This is a genomic window from Nostoc sp., from assembly GCF_036917155.1.
Taxonomy (GTDB): Bacteria; Cyanobacteriota; Cyanobacteriia; order Cyanobacteriales; family Nostocaceae; genus Nostoc.
In genome coordinates this window covers 1-17,588 of the sequence record NZ_JBALDZ010000053.1, presented here as the reverse complement: position 1 = coordinate 17,588, position 17,588 = coordinate 1, and the positions used below count along the sequence as shown (strand labels likewise).

Here is a 17,588-nt window from a genome sequence, read left to right as displayed (position 1 = left end):
ATTATGTAGAAACTTCTAATTCACCATCGAGATGCGTAACTTCCCATTGGGTTTGTTCGCCATTGTGCCAAAATCGCAATCCCACCGTAGCGTCTCCCACGGACAAATTTGTGAGTTCTAAATCGGATAAAAAATCTGGTAGATTCGGGTGTACTTTTAACTGTTGTTTTGAAGCATCAGCTTCGAGTCCTAAAATGGTACGAATGAGTAAGAAAATTGAACCAGCAGCCCAAGCTTGGGGTATATTAGCGTCTGGGTAGGGGACTGGAAAGTTATCATTTTGGCGTTCAATTCCCGCAAACAATTCTGGCATTCGCCCAGCTTGAAAATAACTAGCAGCAGCAAAGATACCCTCAGCAATGCGGTTAGCTTCTTCGTGATAGCCATATCGCTTTAATCCGGCGGCAATTATGGAGTTGTCGTGAGGCCATACACTACCTCGTTGATAACTAATTGGGTTATATGCCTGATTTTCCGATGAAAGAGTCCGCACACCCCAACCACACCACATATCTGGTTGAAAAAGTCGGTTAACAAGTTTTTTGGCTCGTTCCTGTGGGACAATACCAGACCAGAGGAGATGACCAGCATTTGAGGCAATTGATTGAATTTGCTGCTTTTTATCGTCTAATCCTAAACAGTAAAAGCCAACTGAATCCATCCAGAATTGTTCATTAAATCGTTGATAAAGTTCTTCGGCTTTTTGACGCAGCTTTTTGGCTTGCTCTTTTTCTCCCCACACTTCATAAATTAAAGCTGCCCTCAGCCACGCATCATAAACGTAGCCTTGCACTTCACACAAAGCGATTGGCGGCTCAACTAACTGACCATTAGGATAAACTATTGCGTCACCCGAATCTTTCCAACCTTGATTGCGTAATCCTTTTGACGAATGAGTTAAATACTCAACAAAGCCATCGCCGTCAAAGTCGCCGTATTTATCAATCCAATTTAGTGCCTTTTCCAGTGGCGCTCGACACTCATCAAGCATACTGACATCGGCGTTCCAGTTATAGGCTTCAGCTAAAGTAACAATCCACAGGATGGTAGTATCTACTGTTCCGTAGTAGGGATGATATGGCAGTAGGTTTAATGTAGTTAACTCATCGCGGCGCATTTCGTGTAGCATTTTGCCCGGTTGGGCATCGTGCCAATCATCCAACTCAGTAGCCTGGAGTTGAGCCAGTTTGAGTAACGTGCCATGAGCAAATTCATGATAAACTGCGATCGCTTGCAAGCTAGCAATTATTGAGTCCCGTCCAAAAACGGCAACAAACCAGGGTATACCAGCAGCAGGCATCCAAAATTGATGCCCATTATCATCCACCTCAATTCGTAGCGCTCCCATATCCGCGATCGCTTGCTGATAGTATTCGGCAATTTCAGCATTAGACGATCGCAACTTTGTGGCATTAGTCAGAAATTCATCCCTAACCTTTCCTGCTTTCGTACTGTGAGGCACAGCACAGGTATTTTGAGGTTTGAAAACATTTCCATCTGCTAAGGCTGTAAAATTGACACAAGTGTGCCATGTTTTCCCAGGAGCAATGACCACATCAAACATTAAACGACCATTGGCATAGCGTGGCTCAGAACTAGTACAAACTGGCTCAATCACAATACCTCGCAAGAAAGAGCCGTTACGATATTCAGTAGTGAGTACACCATTTTCCCATCTGGTTTGTGTTTCACCCCGCGTCAAAATTTGCTGTGATTTGACATCAAAAATATCCGCAAAATCAGAACGCACAGCTAGCATTAATTGAAACTCAACAACTTTATTGTGATAGTTAGTTATATCAATATCTTCATGCATACCTTCCACAATATCGCGCCGAACAGTTACAAGCAAACTACCAGGAGGTAAAGAGTCGTTGATAGTAGGAAGTTGTGGGTTAGTGAATTGGTAAAGTGCATTATGATGGGTGATATTGCTAGAGGCTAGCAACGAAAGTCGATAGCGATTAAGAGAAATTTCGTAGTAAGAAATTAGCCGTGTGTCCCAAACAAAAAAACCTTGAGGTAAATTCTCGTCGATAGAACCATCACTAGCTGTTACTAAAAAAGAAGAACCATCGTTAATGGTTATCAAATCCGAATTGACAGTAACTTTTGTAGGCATTTTCAATTAACCAATTCTGTGGCTTTAATTCCCCCGCTGACAACAAGCGGCAAGTTTTGTAGCTCTTTCTAAATCCCAGTGACAAAACTTAAATACGTTAGCGAGTCCGCGTACCCTTTCAGGGAAGCAAGCTACGCTTTTAGCGTCTCGTAGAGAGCGTCATTACGAATTACGATCTACGAATTATCTTAACGTGTCGCGGAAGTCCCCACCTTCTCTGCGAGACGCTACGCGAACAATGTACTCTAATGGTAGGTATTGTGAGCGGGGGGTGAGGATTGCATCCAGTATTGTTTTTAAGCGGGAAGCAAAAACAAATACGCTTATGTATGACGAATCCCTACGATTTTCTGGTACAATACTTAATGTCTTGACCATCAATGCCATAAGCGAAAACCAAGCTAATAGGTATATGTTGCAAGAGAAAGATTTGGGTCTTGGGAACCAGGACTCCTGACAAGAGGAGGGAATGTCAGACTTTCTAGTACTACGGAGTTCTGGAGGCTATTCCCGATAAATTGGGAAGCTTAGACTTCAGCCTTAGGCAAGTCTGAGTAGTTCACCCATTCTCTGTAAAACCTGGATACAAGGTCATACCACCATCTACAAACAGTGTTGTACCGTTGACATAATCAGAGTCATCAGAAGCCAACCAAACTGCTGCTTTGGCGATATCTTCTACATCACCCACACGTTTTGCTGGAATCAGTTTTAGTAACTTCGCTTCTGCTTCTGGAGTATCCCAAGCTGATTTATTAATTGGGGTTTTAATTGCACCAGGAGCAATACTATTAACGCGAATTTTATGGGGTGCAAGTTCTTGAGCAATACTTTGCATCATCATATTTATACCACCTTTACTCGCGGCATAATTGACATGACCAGCCCAAGGAATTACCTGATGCACTGAACTGATACAAATAATCTTACCTGCGGCAGATGAAATATGGGGCTGCACACCCCGGCGCAAGAATTCTTTTGCAGCTTCCCTAGCACATAAGAATTGTCCTGTCAGGTTCACCCCAATAACTTTATTCCATTGCTCAAGGGTCATATCTACCAGCGGTGAATCTTTTTGCAGACCCGCATTGTTGATCAAAATATCAATAGTGCCGAATTGCTGGATCGTCTGGCTGAACATCGCCTTTATTTCGTCTTCTTTGCTGACATCAGCTTGAATAGCAAAAGCTTCACCATTAGCCGCTTTAATCTCATCGACAAGTTTTTGAGCTTCTTCAGCTTCCGAATGATAGTTAATAGCTACTGCTGCACCTGATAAAGCCAAATAGCGAGCGATCGCTTCACCAATTCCAGAACTACCACCTGTCACAAGTGCTTTTTGACCTTTAAGCAGATAAGGGGAATAACTCATAATAATTTCTGAGAATTTTTGCTATGTATTTTCATTTGCAAAGTTTGAGGATAGCTGAGATAGAGAACTTATGATTGAATCAAAATTGAAGCAAGCTATCCTATGCCACACTTTTTATACCAATCACACAGCTTACTTTTGTGTTTAATTTTTGAAAGATATTTTTGTGATTCTGGCATCATTTTAGAGGTTTGTAAGAATAAATGCTTCTAGCTATTGGAATAATAAATATCTCTACCGAAAGAGCTATAAAAATTCCATACCGATTTCATTATTGGATAAAATCTTTAAAGGATGAAGTCAGTTGAATGTCTTTCTTAAGCTAGAGATAAATTTTATAATATTTTTTTATATTGATTGATTTATACAAGACTCATATTGAATTGTTGCGAAGCTAGTACAGAATAAGTACAAAATCTGTTGAATATGTCTACTCAAACCGATGTCCAAGTACAAAAAATTAGAGTTATTGGCTTAACGGTGACAAACTGCAATCGCTCTTTGGATTTCTATACACAAGCACTCTTGTTTGAACTCGTTTCTGATATTACTGTTGAAGGACAGGATTACAGCGATTTAGAAGGCGTACCTGGGGCAAAAATTCGCATTGTCACTTTGCGATTAGGTGACGAACTTATCGAGTTGATGGAGTATCTTAATATTCAGGGTAAACCCATCCCCAGCGATTCACAAAGTAATGACCTGTGGTTTCAACATCTGGCAATTGTAGTGAGTGATATGGATCGCGCTTATGCTCACTTGCATTCATTTCCCATTGAAGCAATTTCAGTTGCGCCACAGACAATACCACCTGAAAATGAAGCATCTGGTGGTGTCCGCGCTTTTAAGTTTAAAGACCCTGATGGTCATGATTTAGAGTTAATTTGGTTTCCGCCTGATAAAGGACAAGATAAATGGCATCAGAAAAACCATCGCTTGTTTTTAGGAATCGACCATAGTGCGATCGCAATTTCCAATACCGAGCAGAGTCTACACTTTTACTGCGACCTCCTGGGAATGCAAATTGATAGCCGCAGTGTTAACTGGCAGTCAACCCAAACTCGCTTGGATAATTTACCAGGAGCCAAAGTAAGAATTACAGGACTGCGACCTGTTCAAGATGGTGTGGGAATTGAACTGTTAGACTATATTTTGCCTGGAAAAGGTCGGACTATACCGAGTGACTGGAAAAGTTGCGATATTGCACATATCCAAATTGAGCTTGTTGTAAATAATTTTGAGCAGTTAGTGGATAAGCTACGGGGTAACGGGGTTGAGTTTGTATCGTCGCGGATTGTGCAGTTTGCAGATAGTACAAGTCCTTACCGCCAAGGTTGTTTAGTTAAAGATCCTGACGGACACGCAATATTGCTAATTGTGGAATCCTAAGTGTTAGAAAGATTAGCGGCTGTTTTACGTCAATTGGTGGTAGAAGAAGATATTTATACTGAGAAAGCGCTGTATCATGCTCAACGTAAAATCGACTTAAAGGGTAGTAAAGCTATAATTAGGATAAAAGACAAGCCAGATAGCGCCGATGAAGAATCACATATGGCAGAATTAACAATTCAAATTTCTGATGAACTAGCTCAACGTTTAGAACCTCTGCAAAATCGCTTACCTGAATTGCTTTGGCAATTGTTAGACGTTGTTAATTTACCAACAAACTCTCAGTCAACAATCAAAACAGAGACGACAGATATTCCCGCAGTTTATCAAGAAGTTCTTGATTTTTTAATTAAGCGTCCAACTCCAGAAGAAATTATTGCTTTTAAAGTTTCACCTCAAGCTCAAACGCGGTTGTCAGAATTATTAGGAAAAAACCGATCTGCAACACTCAGTCCAATGGAATTAGCTGAGTTAGATGTTTATGAGCAATTAGAAAATATGATGATTTTATTAAAGGCACGAGCTTTAAAACGCGATTAGCTAAGATGACATCTAATTCAATTTCTGCGGAACTGCGTAAGCTTGTAATACAGAGAGCTTCAGGATGTTGTGAATATTGCCTAATTCATCAGGATTTTTCAATTTATACCCATGAAGTAGATCATATTATTGCGGTAAAACATGGAGGTGAAACGACTGCTGATAATTTAGCGCTTTCATGTTTATCTTGCAATCGTCATAAAGGTTCTGATTTTGCTACGATAGACCAAGTTACTAAAGAAATTGTCCCGTTGTTTAATCCCCGTCGTCAGGTTTGGGATGAACATTTCTATGTTGAACGTGCGAGAATTGAAGGGAAAACTCAGATTGGTCAAGGGACTGCAAGGTTGCTTCAGTTGAATATTCCTAATCGCGTACTTGAACGGCAAGTGTTGATGAGTCAAGGACTATATCCATAGGTATAAAAATAAAATTATGTTAAATAATTAATTAATTAATTAATTAATTAATTAATTAAGAATATTCGTTACTTTTTTCGTTTGCATGTTCAAATAAGTTTACTGTTTATTCTCCTTCTTATCCAGAGTATAGGAAGAGAAAAAAATTCAATATTCCAGATTTAAAATTGATAAATTTTTGGGTAAATGTAAATGTAAATAAAAATATTTGTACTCGGAATGTACTCTCTTTGATTCTAATCATTCTCAAGTATCTCAATTTTGGTTAGAGAATCGATAGAAATTTGAGAATCTTCTAAGATTTCGTATGCTTCATCATCAGAAATAGTTTGAGAATTGATATTTTCTAATTTTGGATGAACTGAAACAAGACCCTCTACCATTAGTAAATAGTATTGTCCTGCCCAGAAATAATGATCATTCCAATCATCATCTAAAATTGAAATGTCTTCATCTTCCATAGCATAATAGTCTGCTTTATATATGAAGTATGTCACTTGACAATCAACTCTGAGACTAAAATGTATGACAATTATTTTGTCATAATCTTCCACATTATTAAGATTTAAATTAATTTCTTCTATTTCTCCAACTTCATCAATAGTTCCTTCATTATTATCATCAGGTATTAGATGAGAGGTAACAGTTTCTCCAGAAAGCTTATCACTTAAGTCAGACTCAATCGCAGACTCTATTAATGCGCTGTCAGAATGAATTAAGTTTATAAGCTTATGAATTAATTCATGCTTGATTTGCAAGTCAGATGCTGTAGAAATAAAATCTATTTGTTTGTGTAACTCTAATAAAGTACTTTTGGGCAAGGCAAAACTCGATACATCCAAAATACTTTTAGGTAACGCCAAATTAATTGTATCTAAAATACTTCTAGGCAATACGAAACTCGATACATCCAAAACACTTTTAGGTAACGCCAAATTAATTGTATCCAAAATACTTCTAGGCGATACGAAACTCGATACATCCAAAACACTTTTAGCTAATCCCAAACTCGATGCATCAAAAATACTTTTAGGTAGCGCCAAACTAGCTGTATCCAAAATACTTCTAGGCGATACGAAACTCGATACATCCAAAACACTTTTAGCTAATCCCAAACTTGATGCATCAAAAATACTTTTAGGTAGCGCCAAACTAGCTGTATCCAAAATACTTCTAGGCGATACGAAACTCGATACATCCAAAACACTTTTAGCTAATCCCAAACTTGATGCATCAAAAATACTTTTAGGTAGCGCCAAACTAGCTGTATTTGATGCAAGCATTTTTTTCAATTTTAGTGTAGCGAAAACATTATTACCTAAATTACTACGAGCTAAACTATCTACACCCCGACTATAAACTAATAAAGGCTCAAAACCTTCTTCCATCAAAGGTTCTGCCAATGTCTCAACTAATGAAGCTAACCTCAACACTTCCCCAATATCATCCTGCTGTATCCTTTCGCCTAATCTCTGCATCATCTGACGCGCCACCTCATTAGGCTTTGTATACGCCAACGCCGTCCACTCTTGAGCCTCTCGCAAATCTTGCGTATCTGCGTCGTCATCTGTCAATCGCTGCGCTACATAATCCAGCAAAAACTCTCCCAATTCATCAAATCTTTCCTGTCCAAACTGCTCTTTCAATTCCCGCAACAACAAATTGCGGTCAGCAATATCCATCTCATACATCTCATAACTCACTTGCCGACACAACCGCGACAGCAAGACATGAGCTACCGCCGTCCAAGGGGCTTCGGGGACAAAGTTTGCCCAAATTTGGTAGAGTAAATCGGGTGTAAGTACCAAAGGAAACGCCGCGTGACGAGCCAAGTTGCGGTGTGCTTCCCCAAACTGCTGGGCAAACCCTTCAACCCTTCTTTGGGCGATTCGTATTTCCCGCTCCTTGTTTGTGGTAGGCATCAAATAACCTCAACTGACTGCCATTGCAAATAACTCATTCCAAATAAAAGGCACAATTAAATATTATCCCGCAGCCAATTTCTAAAAGCTTGAATTGCTTGGCTGCCACCAACAACTTGACTTTGCTGGACATATTGATTTACTAGCTCAATTATCGGAATATCTGGAAAAGTAGGACTAAAATTTGACTCTACATATTTTCCACCTTGCAAGACGTTAATTTGTAAGCCTTGTTTTCCATATCGCCAAAGTTCTGGTACTCCCAAAATTTGGTAATTATCCAATAGCGTGCGAGAAGTTAAATCAATTTCTATGGCTAAGTCTGGGGGTGGGTCTACACTTAAATTTATGCGATTTTTACCAATAACTGCCGCTTGATTTTGAATGTAAAAACAAGTATCCGGTTCTACTCCCTGACTCATTTTTTCATTTTTTAGGGTGGTTGAACCTAAAGCATCATAATTGATACTTAGTTCATTCAGTAAAATTTTGACGATATCGCCAATAATTTCTTTGGCTTTTTCATGTTCAGGTAAGGGAACCATAATTTCTAAAAAACCATGACTATAAGAAATTCTGGCAGCGCGATGTTCTCCTAATTCCGCCAAAATATTTTCAAATTGCTGCCAGCTAACGTCCTCAAGTAACAGTTGCTGTCCCGGTTGAATCCTCAATTGTCTTAACTCTAAAAGCATAAAGATTCATCCAACTCTTTTACTACAATATATCGACCCCGCAAGACACTAATTGCCGCATTCATCCCCTGCGGACTCATTTCAAACATCGGCACAAAACGGGCAATTTCCCCAGCAGTAGTTTGTTGCCAGCATTCACTCGGCATCGGATTGAGCCAAGCATAATAACGCACCGACTGCTGTAACTGCTCAATCCATACCTTAGTATTATCAACCCGTTCTTGGTCAAAATTCCCCCGTGCTGCGCCAGCATCGCTAATAATTAATACTGCCGCTCGTTCGCCAATTTCCTCCAACACTTCAGAAACAGCCTTGGCATCAAGCATTGCCGGATGACGGTATAAGTATTCATCCGGGTAGTCGTGGAAATAAAATACATTGGTTGTTCTCAGCCGTCCTCCCCGTTGTGCCGTTTCCACCAACTGGCGCGATAAATCGTGAAATGGCACCATCGAGCCTTCTTGGTCAATTAGTAACACCAAATCCGTGCGATTTGTACGCGGAGGCATCAGTACAGGTTCTAGTAAAATCCCCTCACGCCCAATTTTTGCCACCGTTGCTTCAATATCTAATTCTGTGGCTACTTCTTGGCGCACCGGACGACGCAGATAACGCCAGCATTGCTTCATTTGTCTTTTGGTAACGGGAAAATACTCTGTTAAAAGCATATAACGAGGGCGTTTGAGTTCCCTATCCCCGCGACTACTCCGCACTGCTTGGACGGCTTGCACTGGTTCTGGCGTAATAGTGGGAGTTGTCTCTAAATCAGGTAATGGTTCATCAATTGAAGGTTCTTCAGATATTTGGGAATTTTTTTGTGTAAATGAGTGTGAAATTGAATTTGGTGTGTCAGTGCTTGATGGCGTTTGGTCTATGGAATTTTGAGAATTTTTTTGTGTAGGTGAATCAAAATTTACTGGGTGCGATTCAATTTGCTTCCACATCTGCTCAAACAACCGTCGAATCAGGCGATTTTCCTCTTCAGATTTTGCCCATAACATACAGCATAGCTGCTCTAATTCCTGTTTATTGCTAATTCCAAAACCTGCTTCTAAACTACGCACAACCACCAGATATTCTTCAACCCCCAACGGCAAACCATGCCGTTGACGCAAGCTGTTAAAAATATCCAACAGTGGTAGTTCTTCAAGTTTCATACTTCAAATACCGCAGATGGTCTTCCCATTTCTTCAACAGAACTTCAGGAAAAGGTATTTCTCCCTCCAACTGTTTTAACACCTCATCTTCAGGAAATTGTCGCAACACTGCAAACCAATCTAGCAACTCACTGGTGCTAACTTTTTTACCTGCTTTACCCTTCTCCATTTTCTGCCGCAATTCGCTAAAATGCTTCACCGCAGCTTCCACCAAATCAGAGGAAGATTCCAAAAAGTGTGACTTGACAATATTAGCTAACTGTGGGTAAGGAAACTGAATATAATAAAACAGACAACGCCGCAGGAAAGCATCAGGTAAATCCTTTTCATCGTTGCTGGTAACGATGACAATGGGAGGGTAATTTGCTTTTACTTCTTCCCCCTTTTCTTCAATCGTAAATCTCTGTTCATCTAACTCTCGCAACAAATCATTGGGGAAGTCAATATCAGCTTTATCAATTTCATCAATCAGCACTACAGTGTGTTGTTTATTTTTAAACGCACGTCCCAAAGGCCCCAGTTTGATGTAATTGTCTAAATTCTCGACTTTGGAATTGCTAGCTTCCCCCATGCGAGCAAGTTGAGCATCGTGCAAACGACCAACAGCGTCGTAGGTGTAGAGTCCATCCCTGGCTCTGGTTGTAGACTTAATATACCAAGTTTCGTAGGGTAAACCCAACTCGTAAGCTACTGCCTGCGCTAAGGTGGTTTTACCGCATCCCGGTTCACCTTTGAGCAATAGGGGACGTTTTTCTAAGAAAATGGCAAGGTTAACTGCTTTAATAAGTTCTGAAGATGGCAAGTAAGGAGAAAGCCCATACTTTTGACACTCTTGGGGTGAAATTGGCTTGCCTGCATAATATTGCTTACCATTGGCGGTGAGTACACTTGCTAAATTTTGGTACATTGTGCGAAAACCTTTTCACAATCAATACTAAAGAAGCTACAAATTTCTTCAAAGACAAATTGGGGAATACCTTGGCAAGACTTTTGAAACAATATTTCGGATGTCAATTTATCAAATTCGATTTCTATATCACTACGTTGCATAACAACTTCTGTAATCCATTCTTCAATAATTTCTTGGGAAAAACTATTTACAGGTGGTAAGCATAGAGGTATTCGGGGGTCTATAAGTGGAGAAGTTATTTTTGATACATTAATATTTGACTGATGCACTTTGCCACCATGATCTACTAAAAACATAAACAAGTGAGTAGATTTTTGAGGTGGATTTTCTTTTCCGATATTTACCAATGGCTCCCAAAATTCCTCCAACCAAGCGGACAGAACTTCTGGCTGTAAGCAATCTACTTTATTAAATATGAAAACCACATCTTGAGTTTGCCAGCGATCGCAAATTTTCTCCAAAATTTCGGAGGTGGAAATTGGATGTACATGAAAATAGCGCCCTAAGTGTGTCCACAAGCGTTCTATATTTCTGTAACCCACATCAAAGACAATTGGCTTATTGTTTTTCAAGCTTGGTATCATCCGAAATAACTTAGCCAGCAATAATTCCAATCCACACTCAGGTTCATTGTGAACTAAGAAGCCTGCTGTGAAGTAGCTTCTCATTACTTCCCTGACTATATTTGTCTGTTGCTTAAAATCTACTTGTAGCAGTAAATCAAACAGTATATGCGGTGGTGTAGAAATAGTTTGGGTTGCTGCTGGTGGTAGAAATTCTACAATCAGTGCATCGATAGTGGCTTGGACATCAATGCCCACATCCTCACGAATTACCTTTAATAATGCACAAAGTGCGGGTTTTCCAGAGGATGTTTCACCATAAGCAACTAATTCATTCACTAAATTAGGAATAAAATCATTTGTAGGTGTATTCAAAGCTAGCCGATACTGCACAGGTGTATCAGTCCCCAATGCCCTAAATAAATACCCCCGACGTTGGTTTTCAGTCTCCATCAAGGGTCTGAGCAGGTGTAATATTTTTTGCATTAATTCGCTGTTTACAGACATCGATTCAATCTATGCACTAAACCTTAATTATTATGTCAGTAATGCTCAATTTGCTTACTACTCTGTCTCATCTGTAATACCTTCAAGGAAGCCAATGATTGCTTTACCCCAAGGTGTTTCTTCCACAAAATGCTCACCAGCTTTGAGAGAACCTTTCTTCACACCGTTCCATAGGCGTTTGAGACTCCATATCTTCTGCCATCTTTGGGGTTGAGTACGCTGGATTTCTTTAAACTCAGCATCAATGATAGCAGCAGCTTGCTCCTCGCTGGCATTAGGATACTGCTGTTGCAATTTTTCGATCAATTGTCTCAAATCTTCCAATGATTGCTTGATCTCTTGCTCATTAATATTGTTATTCTCAATGTAAGTATCAACTTGCTCAAAAATTTGTACTCTTTTGGCGTTGGGAAAGTTATATTTAGACTGTTGTTCTGGCATAGTTTTGATAATTTTATAGATTTCTTCTAATCTTGATTCTAATCTAACAAAATTCTGAATACTTGCTTTTGTATCGTTATCTAAATGAATAGATGGAGAACGATAGGTATATATAAAAGATTTTAAATATTCTAATCCGGGAAATACCGAGTCTTCCATAATCACTACAGGGGGCAGTAATGAAACTGGATTGTTATGGGTATGGATTTGCTTATATTTAACATCAATTACCCAAGAAATAAGGACAGCGCTTCTTTGCCAGTGGGAGATTTTTGTCTGTTTTTTAATAAACTCTATTAAAGAACGAGGACATTCATCTTCAAACACCAAACCCAAAAGACCATTTGGCATTCTTGGGCCAGGTTTTAAACCAAAATCATAAGATACGATTTGCGTAATGTTGAAAAACTTATCACGTAAATCCACGATCTGCTTTTCGGTGAAGCCATCAGCTTTGGTAAAAGCAACTAAATCTACTGATAGGGGAGTTTCCTTCAAGCCTATAAAGTTAAACTCTGCAAACTCTTCGTTTCGGGATAAGTCATAAACTTGTTTGTCACTAATCAAACGGGTTCGCAGTTCAGTAATGAAGCTCATTTGCTTGGATCTGCTATGTTTGTCAGTTTCAACTGAACTTGACTTTTCTTTTTTTGTTAGTTCTTCTATAATCTTTTGCTGCAAATTATCAATTTCTAGCTGTTTGTCTACACCTACATTTTCACGAATAACTTCTAATAACGCACAAATTGTAGGCTTTCCAGGAGCAATTTCTCCAGATAATATCAGTTCGTTTACCATTTGGGGAATGAATACATCTACAGGTGTATCCCATACCAGACCGTTTAAAACGGTTGCATTAGTCCCTAAAGCAATGAAAAGATAAGATCGGCGTTGTTGTTTATCCCACATAAATGGTCTGAGGACAAGCAATAATTCTTGAATGATTTCACCACTGATTTCTGCCATTTACATTACCTCTGCAACCGTGTGTAAATTTCTGGTGCGTTAGCCTGTAAATCTTTGAGAATAGCGATCGCACTCGTTCCTGCATTACGTAAATACCTTTGTTGGGTATTTGGTTCTACTAACATACCACCGCTATGGTGAATACCAACCACCTGAAAATCATCATCGAAAACAGGCGACCCCGATGAACCTGGTTCTGTACTAGTAGTATATTGCAATACTTGATTATCGGCGTAAGCAACAAAGTTATTCTGTATAGAGATTTTCTTCAAATGACCGCCAGGATGCTGAATAATTGCTACGCGGTCATCTCGCCGCATTAATTTACTTTTGAAGATTAAGGGTTTGCCGAAGTCGGGTACTTCTTTGAGGGTTACTACTGTATAGTCCAGTTCTTCGTTAGTGTAAAAAGCACCATCCGGTAAAGCCCCAATAATCTGTGTTGGGCATTCTTTACCATTGATATCCAGTTGATAGTTATAGCTAAAATTACTTTTTTCCGCTACTTCCTGGTTGTTGATAACGTGATTGTTCGTCATTAGTAAATCGGGTGCAATCATAAACCCTGTACCCGCACCCTTGGGAGTAGCAATACGCACCACAGCTTTTGAGGCTTCCAGAGCCAAGTTTAAAATGTAGATATCGCGTAATGTATTTTCCCCAATAATCTTTTCTTTGATATCAGCCGTACTATCCATTCCCTTCCAGTTGCCAATTCCACGGCTAGGACTGACTGGAACATCAAGGGGGTAGTTCTGAAATAGTTCTACGATAAAGTCTTTATCTTCATCCCCAGTGTAAGGCTGAATATAGTTGAGGAAGACAGCAAGGGCTTCTTTATCGTAAGCGACTCGTCCAAATTGAGCTAAAAATCGCACCACTTCCACAGAAACACCCATCGGCGCACCATCCAAATCTAACCGCGCCAGGATAATATCTGCTTGGACGACACCTTGTAATGCACCTGCGACTAAACGACGGCGATCGCGCACATTAGCAAAGTCTGGTAAGTTTTGCACAATGCGGGTAAGGCGCTGGAAGTCAGATTGGGATAGCTGTACGGTCACAATTACTGTATCCTATGAAACTGATTACTAAACTTTTAGTTTAAAGCAAGATTTATTCGTTAATGTAGCTTGATATCGGAGCGATCGCGTTCATATTTCACGTTTGCGTTTTTCAATTATTGATGTGGTGTCAGTTGGGGTAAATATAGCCAGCCCTTTCAACGCGAACAAATGAACTACTCAATCAAAGGCTGAAACCCTTACACTGTATAGGGTGTCAAATTAGGGCTTGAGGCTATCGATGTTATTCAAGGCGATCGCAACATCAAAGATCATCAAAATATGGTGTAGTTGATTGAGCATTTTGTGCCAGAAAATCTCGTCAGGAGTATAGCGCAAGGATTAATAGAGAGTCCAAGAATATAGTACAAATGAACGCATTGAAAGGGCTGGGTAAATATAGCGTAGCTGACACAGTGATTCAAGGACGCTTTGAAGTACATTTGGTCAGAAGCAAATCGCAGCCGGAGTGAATTGTCCCAAATTATTCAAGGAGAATTATAGTTGAAGTGCCTTGTTCCAAGTGATGGCATAACTATCAGCCCCTTAAAGCAGGCGATCGCACTCCATTTTTAGATGAAACCTCAGGCAGGCGATCGCCCACATCTCTTAACATTGAGACTCTCCGCTCTAAAGAGATGATTCAACGTCCAAAAATCCAAGCATCTAGCGAATAAGCACCAGGGCCTAAAACTGCGATCGCAATCAGCATGACGCAATACATAAAAGCCTTTTCCCAACTTGGCGGTTCACCTTTTCCTAAAGGCCCATGATACTGTCCTTCAGGAATTAAGTATGGATCTTGGGCTACAAAGGGCTTACTTCCACAAATGTCTAAGTATATCGCAAAAATCATTGAGCAGAGAATGGGCAAGGTTGCTAAGAGTGTGAGGAATCCAATCATCAGAAAAATTCCGCCACCTAACATAGAGGCAGCTGATAAAAAGCAAAGAAAGATAGGTGTTTTCATAGACTCAGCCCACTGTCGAAGATGCGTTAACTTTGGATAGCCGTGTAATATAAACAACCCGCCAACGCTAACTCTGAGAAGTAAAAGTGCTAATCCGGGAAATCCGTCAGGATATACAGGAGAAAGTGAACTTAACAATTGTGGACTTAGCTGTGGGAAATTAAATGCAGCTAGGAAAAAAGCGATCGCTACACCCAGCCCAAATTGATAAATCATAGCTGTAAACCACAGGTATTGAGTTCGATAACATATAAGGAATGACCGGCTGTGATAAATAAGCGTTCACGAAGTGTCCCTGAAAGGGAATCGCCTTTCTTACCGCCGAAAGTCAGGTTAGCAGATGTCTCCGGTACAAAAATCTTTCCTAAGCGAGTTCCGTCGGGGGCGTATATCTGCACACTGTCTTCAGAACTCGTAAAAACATTACCATGTTCATCAACCCGCAGTCCATCGGGTTGTCCTGGATCGATAACTGCAAACACGTGCCCATTTTTCAGATAGCGATGTCTAGGACGGGCTACGCCTACACCTACAACCTCATAGACGCGAATATGATGAGGCCCTCCAGGAATATTAAACGCTGCTGTATCTGAAACATACAAAAGGCTTTCATCTGGACTGAAAGCCAACCCATTCGGGCGCACCATGTCTGTTACTACAGGATAAATCTCACCTGTTGCCGGGTCAAAGCGGTACACATAACTTCCGGGTTGTTCTTGTTCGCCGCCGTAACCTTGGTTTGGTTCAGTGATCCCATAGGGCGGATCGGTGAACCAAATTGTGTTGTCACTTTTGACTACCAAATCATTTGGACTGTTCAGGCGTTTCTTCTGGTAGCGATCGACTAAAACTTTCCATTCATTATCATGTTCGCGTCGAATAATAGCACGCAGACCAGACGAACACGCAACTAGACGACCTTCTAAATCGCGGTAGTTACCGCTTTGATAATCAGATGGCGATCGCAGAACGCTTACACCATCCGTAGAACTCCAGCGTAACAGGCGGTTGCCGTGAGCGTCACTCCACACCACGCTATCATCTTCATGGAAGTAAACAGGTCCCTCACTATGAACGGCATCGTTGGCTAGCAGCTGGAGTGAAGCATCCGGACGTACAATAGCAAGGAGGCGATCGTCATAAATCTCAATGGCTTCAGCCATAGGAATCTCCTGTTATTTAACTTGGTTACTGGCGGTAAATGGCAGGTTCAAGTTAATACAAATTTAGTTTTTATAAATATAAAATATGCATGATTTACATCATATATAAACATAAATGAGATTGAAATGAAATCTTAGCCTTTCTTTAGGCATAAATGAAAATTCAGCCATTGGATAGAGTCTAAAATTTTAGATTGCATGTTTTTAAAGGTTACTCTTAGCAGTTCTAGATTTTCTCCTTTTGTTGGCATTCTGGACAGTTCTATAATTTCCATAACTCAAATAGGATTGCTATATGTCTAAAGGCTGAACTTATGATTTTAAGGATATACCATTGATGAGTTGAAAAAATCATAGTTTGTGACATAAAGTAAAACGTGCAAGCAAAAACTATCTGAATATTTCTCAATTAATCAGCTTGGCATAAATTGTTCCTAATTAAGAGAAATAGCGTATGGATTTTGGTATTAAAGGTAAAGTCGCTGTAATTACTGGAGGTGATTCCGGCATTGGTAAAGCGACAGCTAAACTACTCGCCCATGAAGGTGCAAAGGTTACTATTCTCGATAAGACTTCCGAAAATCTTGAACTCGCAGCTGAGGAGTTAAGAAAGTTTGGAGAAATATTCACGGTTCAGGCGGATCTCACTAAAACTGAAGAAGTCGAATCTGCTAAAGAGCAAATTATAAAGCGCTTCGGAACCGTTGACATTCTTGTTCATGCAGCAGGAATTACAGGTGCTACGGGAGATTTTCTCGAACTGAGTGATGAGGAGTGGTACAAGACAATTGAGGTTGACTTGATGGCGACAGTACGCACCTGTCGCGCTTTTATTGGGGCGATGCGTAAAAGTGGTTGGGGCAGAGTTGTCCTCATCAGTTCGGAAGATGCACTACAGCCATACCCAGAAGAAATACCTTATTGTGCTTGCAAAGCAGCAGTGTTGAATCTTGCAAAAAATTTATCTAAAGCTTATGCAAAAGATGGTGTGTTAGTGAATGCAGTTTCTCCCGCCTATATCGCCACCTCAATGACTGACGCAATGATGGAAAAGCGATCAAAAGAGCTAGGTGTTAGCTTTGATGAGGCAATTGACAGTTTCCTCGATGAACATCGCCCTCACATCGAACTCAAGCGACGTGGCAAACCTGAAGAAGTAGCAGCTGTAATTGCCTTCCTTTGTTCTGAGCAATCAAGCTTTGTAGTTGGTTCCAACTATCGGGTAGATGGTGGCTCGGTTGCGAGTTTGTAAGGGAAGCAAGTTTAAAAAAACTAGTACAACAAGGCAAAAGTAAAAGGGAACAGGGAACGGGCAACAGGCAACAGGGAAATCCCCATAATTAAAATCAGGGGATTTGTACAAGGACACATTGAAACATCGTGGC

General features: G+C 40.2%; 15 protein-coding genes. 4 read left to right on the top strand and 11 right to left on the bottom strand.

The genetic code is table 11. The features are described from left to right. Position 1: 1 nt before the first annotated feature. Entirely contained in the window at positions 2-2,122 is a 2,121-nt protein-coding gene (locus V7K67_RS08015; RefSeq protein ID WP_335165950.1) for an amylo-alpha-1,6-glucosidase, read from the bottom strand. Positions 2,123-2,681: 559 nt separating this feature from the next. After that, positions 2,682-3,494, bottom strand: a complete 813-nt coding sequence (locus tag V7K67_RS08010) for an SDR family oxidoreductase (RefSeq protein ID WP_334710941.1) — start codon at positions 3,492-3,494, stop codon at positions 2,682-2,684. A 426-nt stretch (positions 3,495-3,920) separates the two neighbouring features. Here V7K67_RS08010 and V7K67_RS08005 point away from each other — a divergent pair, with 426 nt between their 5' ends. From V7K67_RS08005 to V7K67_RS07995, 3 genes are all read left to right on the top strand, one after another. Then, entirely contained in the window at positions 3,921-4,883 is a 963-nt protein-coding gene (locus V7K67_RS08005) for a VOC family protein (protein ID WP_335165948.1), read from the top strand. A gap of 162 nt (positions 4,884-5,045) precedes the next feature. Next, on the top strand, positions 5,046-5,423 hold the full coding sequence (locus V7K67_RS08000) for a hypothetical protein (protein WP_334732514.1): 378 nt from the start codon (positions 5,046-5,048) through the stop codon (positions 5,421-5,423). Positions 5,424-5,428: 5 nt separating this feature from the next. After that, positions 5,429-5,842: an HNH endonuclease gene (locus V7K67_RS07995; protein WP_334710939.1), complete on the top strand. Its 414-nt coding sequence runs from the start codon at positions 5,429-5,431 to the stop codon at positions 5,840-5,842. A gap of 236 nt (positions 5,843-6,078) precedes the next feature. On the opposite strand, the gene V7K67_RS07990 is transcribed toward V7K67_RS07995, so the two are convergent. The 9 genes from V7K67_RS07990 to V7K67_RS07950 all read right to left on the bottom strand — a co-directional run bounded on the left by V7K67_RS07990 (position 6,079) and on the right by V7K67_RS07950 (position 16,203). Next, positions 6,079-7,764 carry a hypothetical protein gene (locus tag V7K67_RS07990; RefSeq protein ID WP_335165946.1) on the bottom strand — a complete coding sequence of 562 codons (1,686 nt, stop codon included), beginning with the start codon at positions 7,762-7,764 and terminating at the stop codon, positions 6,079-6,081. A gap of 56 nt (positions 7,765-7,820) precedes the next feature. Continuing rightward, entirely contained in the window at positions 7,821-8,459 is a 639-nt protein-coding gene (locus tag V7K67_RS07985) for a Uma2 family endonuclease (protein WP_335165944.1), read from the bottom strand. Continuing rightward, positions 8,450-9,616: a VWA domain-containing protein gene (locus tag V7K67_RS07980; RefSeq protein ID WP_335165942.1), complete on the bottom strand. Its 1,167-nt coding sequence runs from the start codon at positions 9,614-9,616 to the stop codon at positions 8,450-8,452. Before V7K67_RS07980 ends, V7K67_RS07985 begins: the two co-directional genes overlap by 10 nt. Further along, positions 9,606-10,523, bottom strand: coding sequence for an AAA family ATPase (locus tag V7K67_RS07975; protein WP_335165940.1), 918 nt, complete (start codon positions 10,521-10,523; stop codon positions 9,606-9,608). The genes V7K67_RS07980 and V7K67_RS07975 overlap by 11 nt, the downstream gene beginning before the upstream one ends. Beyond that, positions 10,508-11,596: an XRE family transcriptional regulator gene (locus V7K67_RS07970; protein WP_335165938.1), complete on the bottom strand. Its 1,089-nt coding sequence runs from the start codon at positions 11,594-11,596 to the stop codon at positions 10,508-10,510. Before V7K67_RS07970 ends, V7K67_RS07975 begins: the two co-directional genes overlap by 16 nt. Positions 11,597-11,653: 57 nt before the next feature. Next, entirely contained in the window at positions 11,654-13,003 is a 1,350-nt protein-coding gene (locus V7K67_RS07965; protein ID WP_335165936.1) for a hypothetical protein, read from the bottom strand. Between the two features lie 5 nt (positions 13,004-13,008). After that, positions 13,009-14,070, bottom strand: a complete 1,062-nt coding sequence (locus V7K67_RS07960) for a trypsin-like peptidase domain-containing protein (protein ID WP_335165934.1) — start codon at positions 14,068-14,070, stop codon at positions 13,009-13,011. Positions 14,071-14,713: 643 nt separating this feature from the next. Beyond that, positions 14,714-15,256, bottom strand: a complete 543-nt coding sequence (locus V7K67_RS07955) for a DoxX family protein (RefSeq protein ID WP_334732509.1) — start codon at positions 15,254-15,256, stop codon at positions 14,714-14,716. Then, positions 15,253-16,203: an SMP-30/gluconolactonase/LRE family protein gene (locus V7K67_RS07950; protein ID WP_335165932.1), complete on the bottom strand. Its 951-nt coding sequence runs from the start codon at positions 16,201-16,203 to the stop codon at positions 15,253-15,255. The genes V7K67_RS07955 and V7K67_RS07950 overlap by 4 nt, the downstream gene beginning before the upstream one ends. 454 nt (positions 16,204-16,657) lie before the next feature. On the opposite strand from V7K67_RS07950, the gene V7K67_RS07945 reads away from it, so the two are divergent. After that, positions 16,658-17,455 carry an SDR family NAD(P)-dependent oxidoreductase gene (locus tag V7K67_RS07945; protein ID WP_335165930.1) on the top strand — a complete coding sequence of 266 codons (798 nt, stop codon included), beginning with the start codon at positions 16,658-16,660 and terminating at the stop codon, positions 17,453-17,455. Positions 17,456-17,588 lie beyond the last annotated feature (133 nt).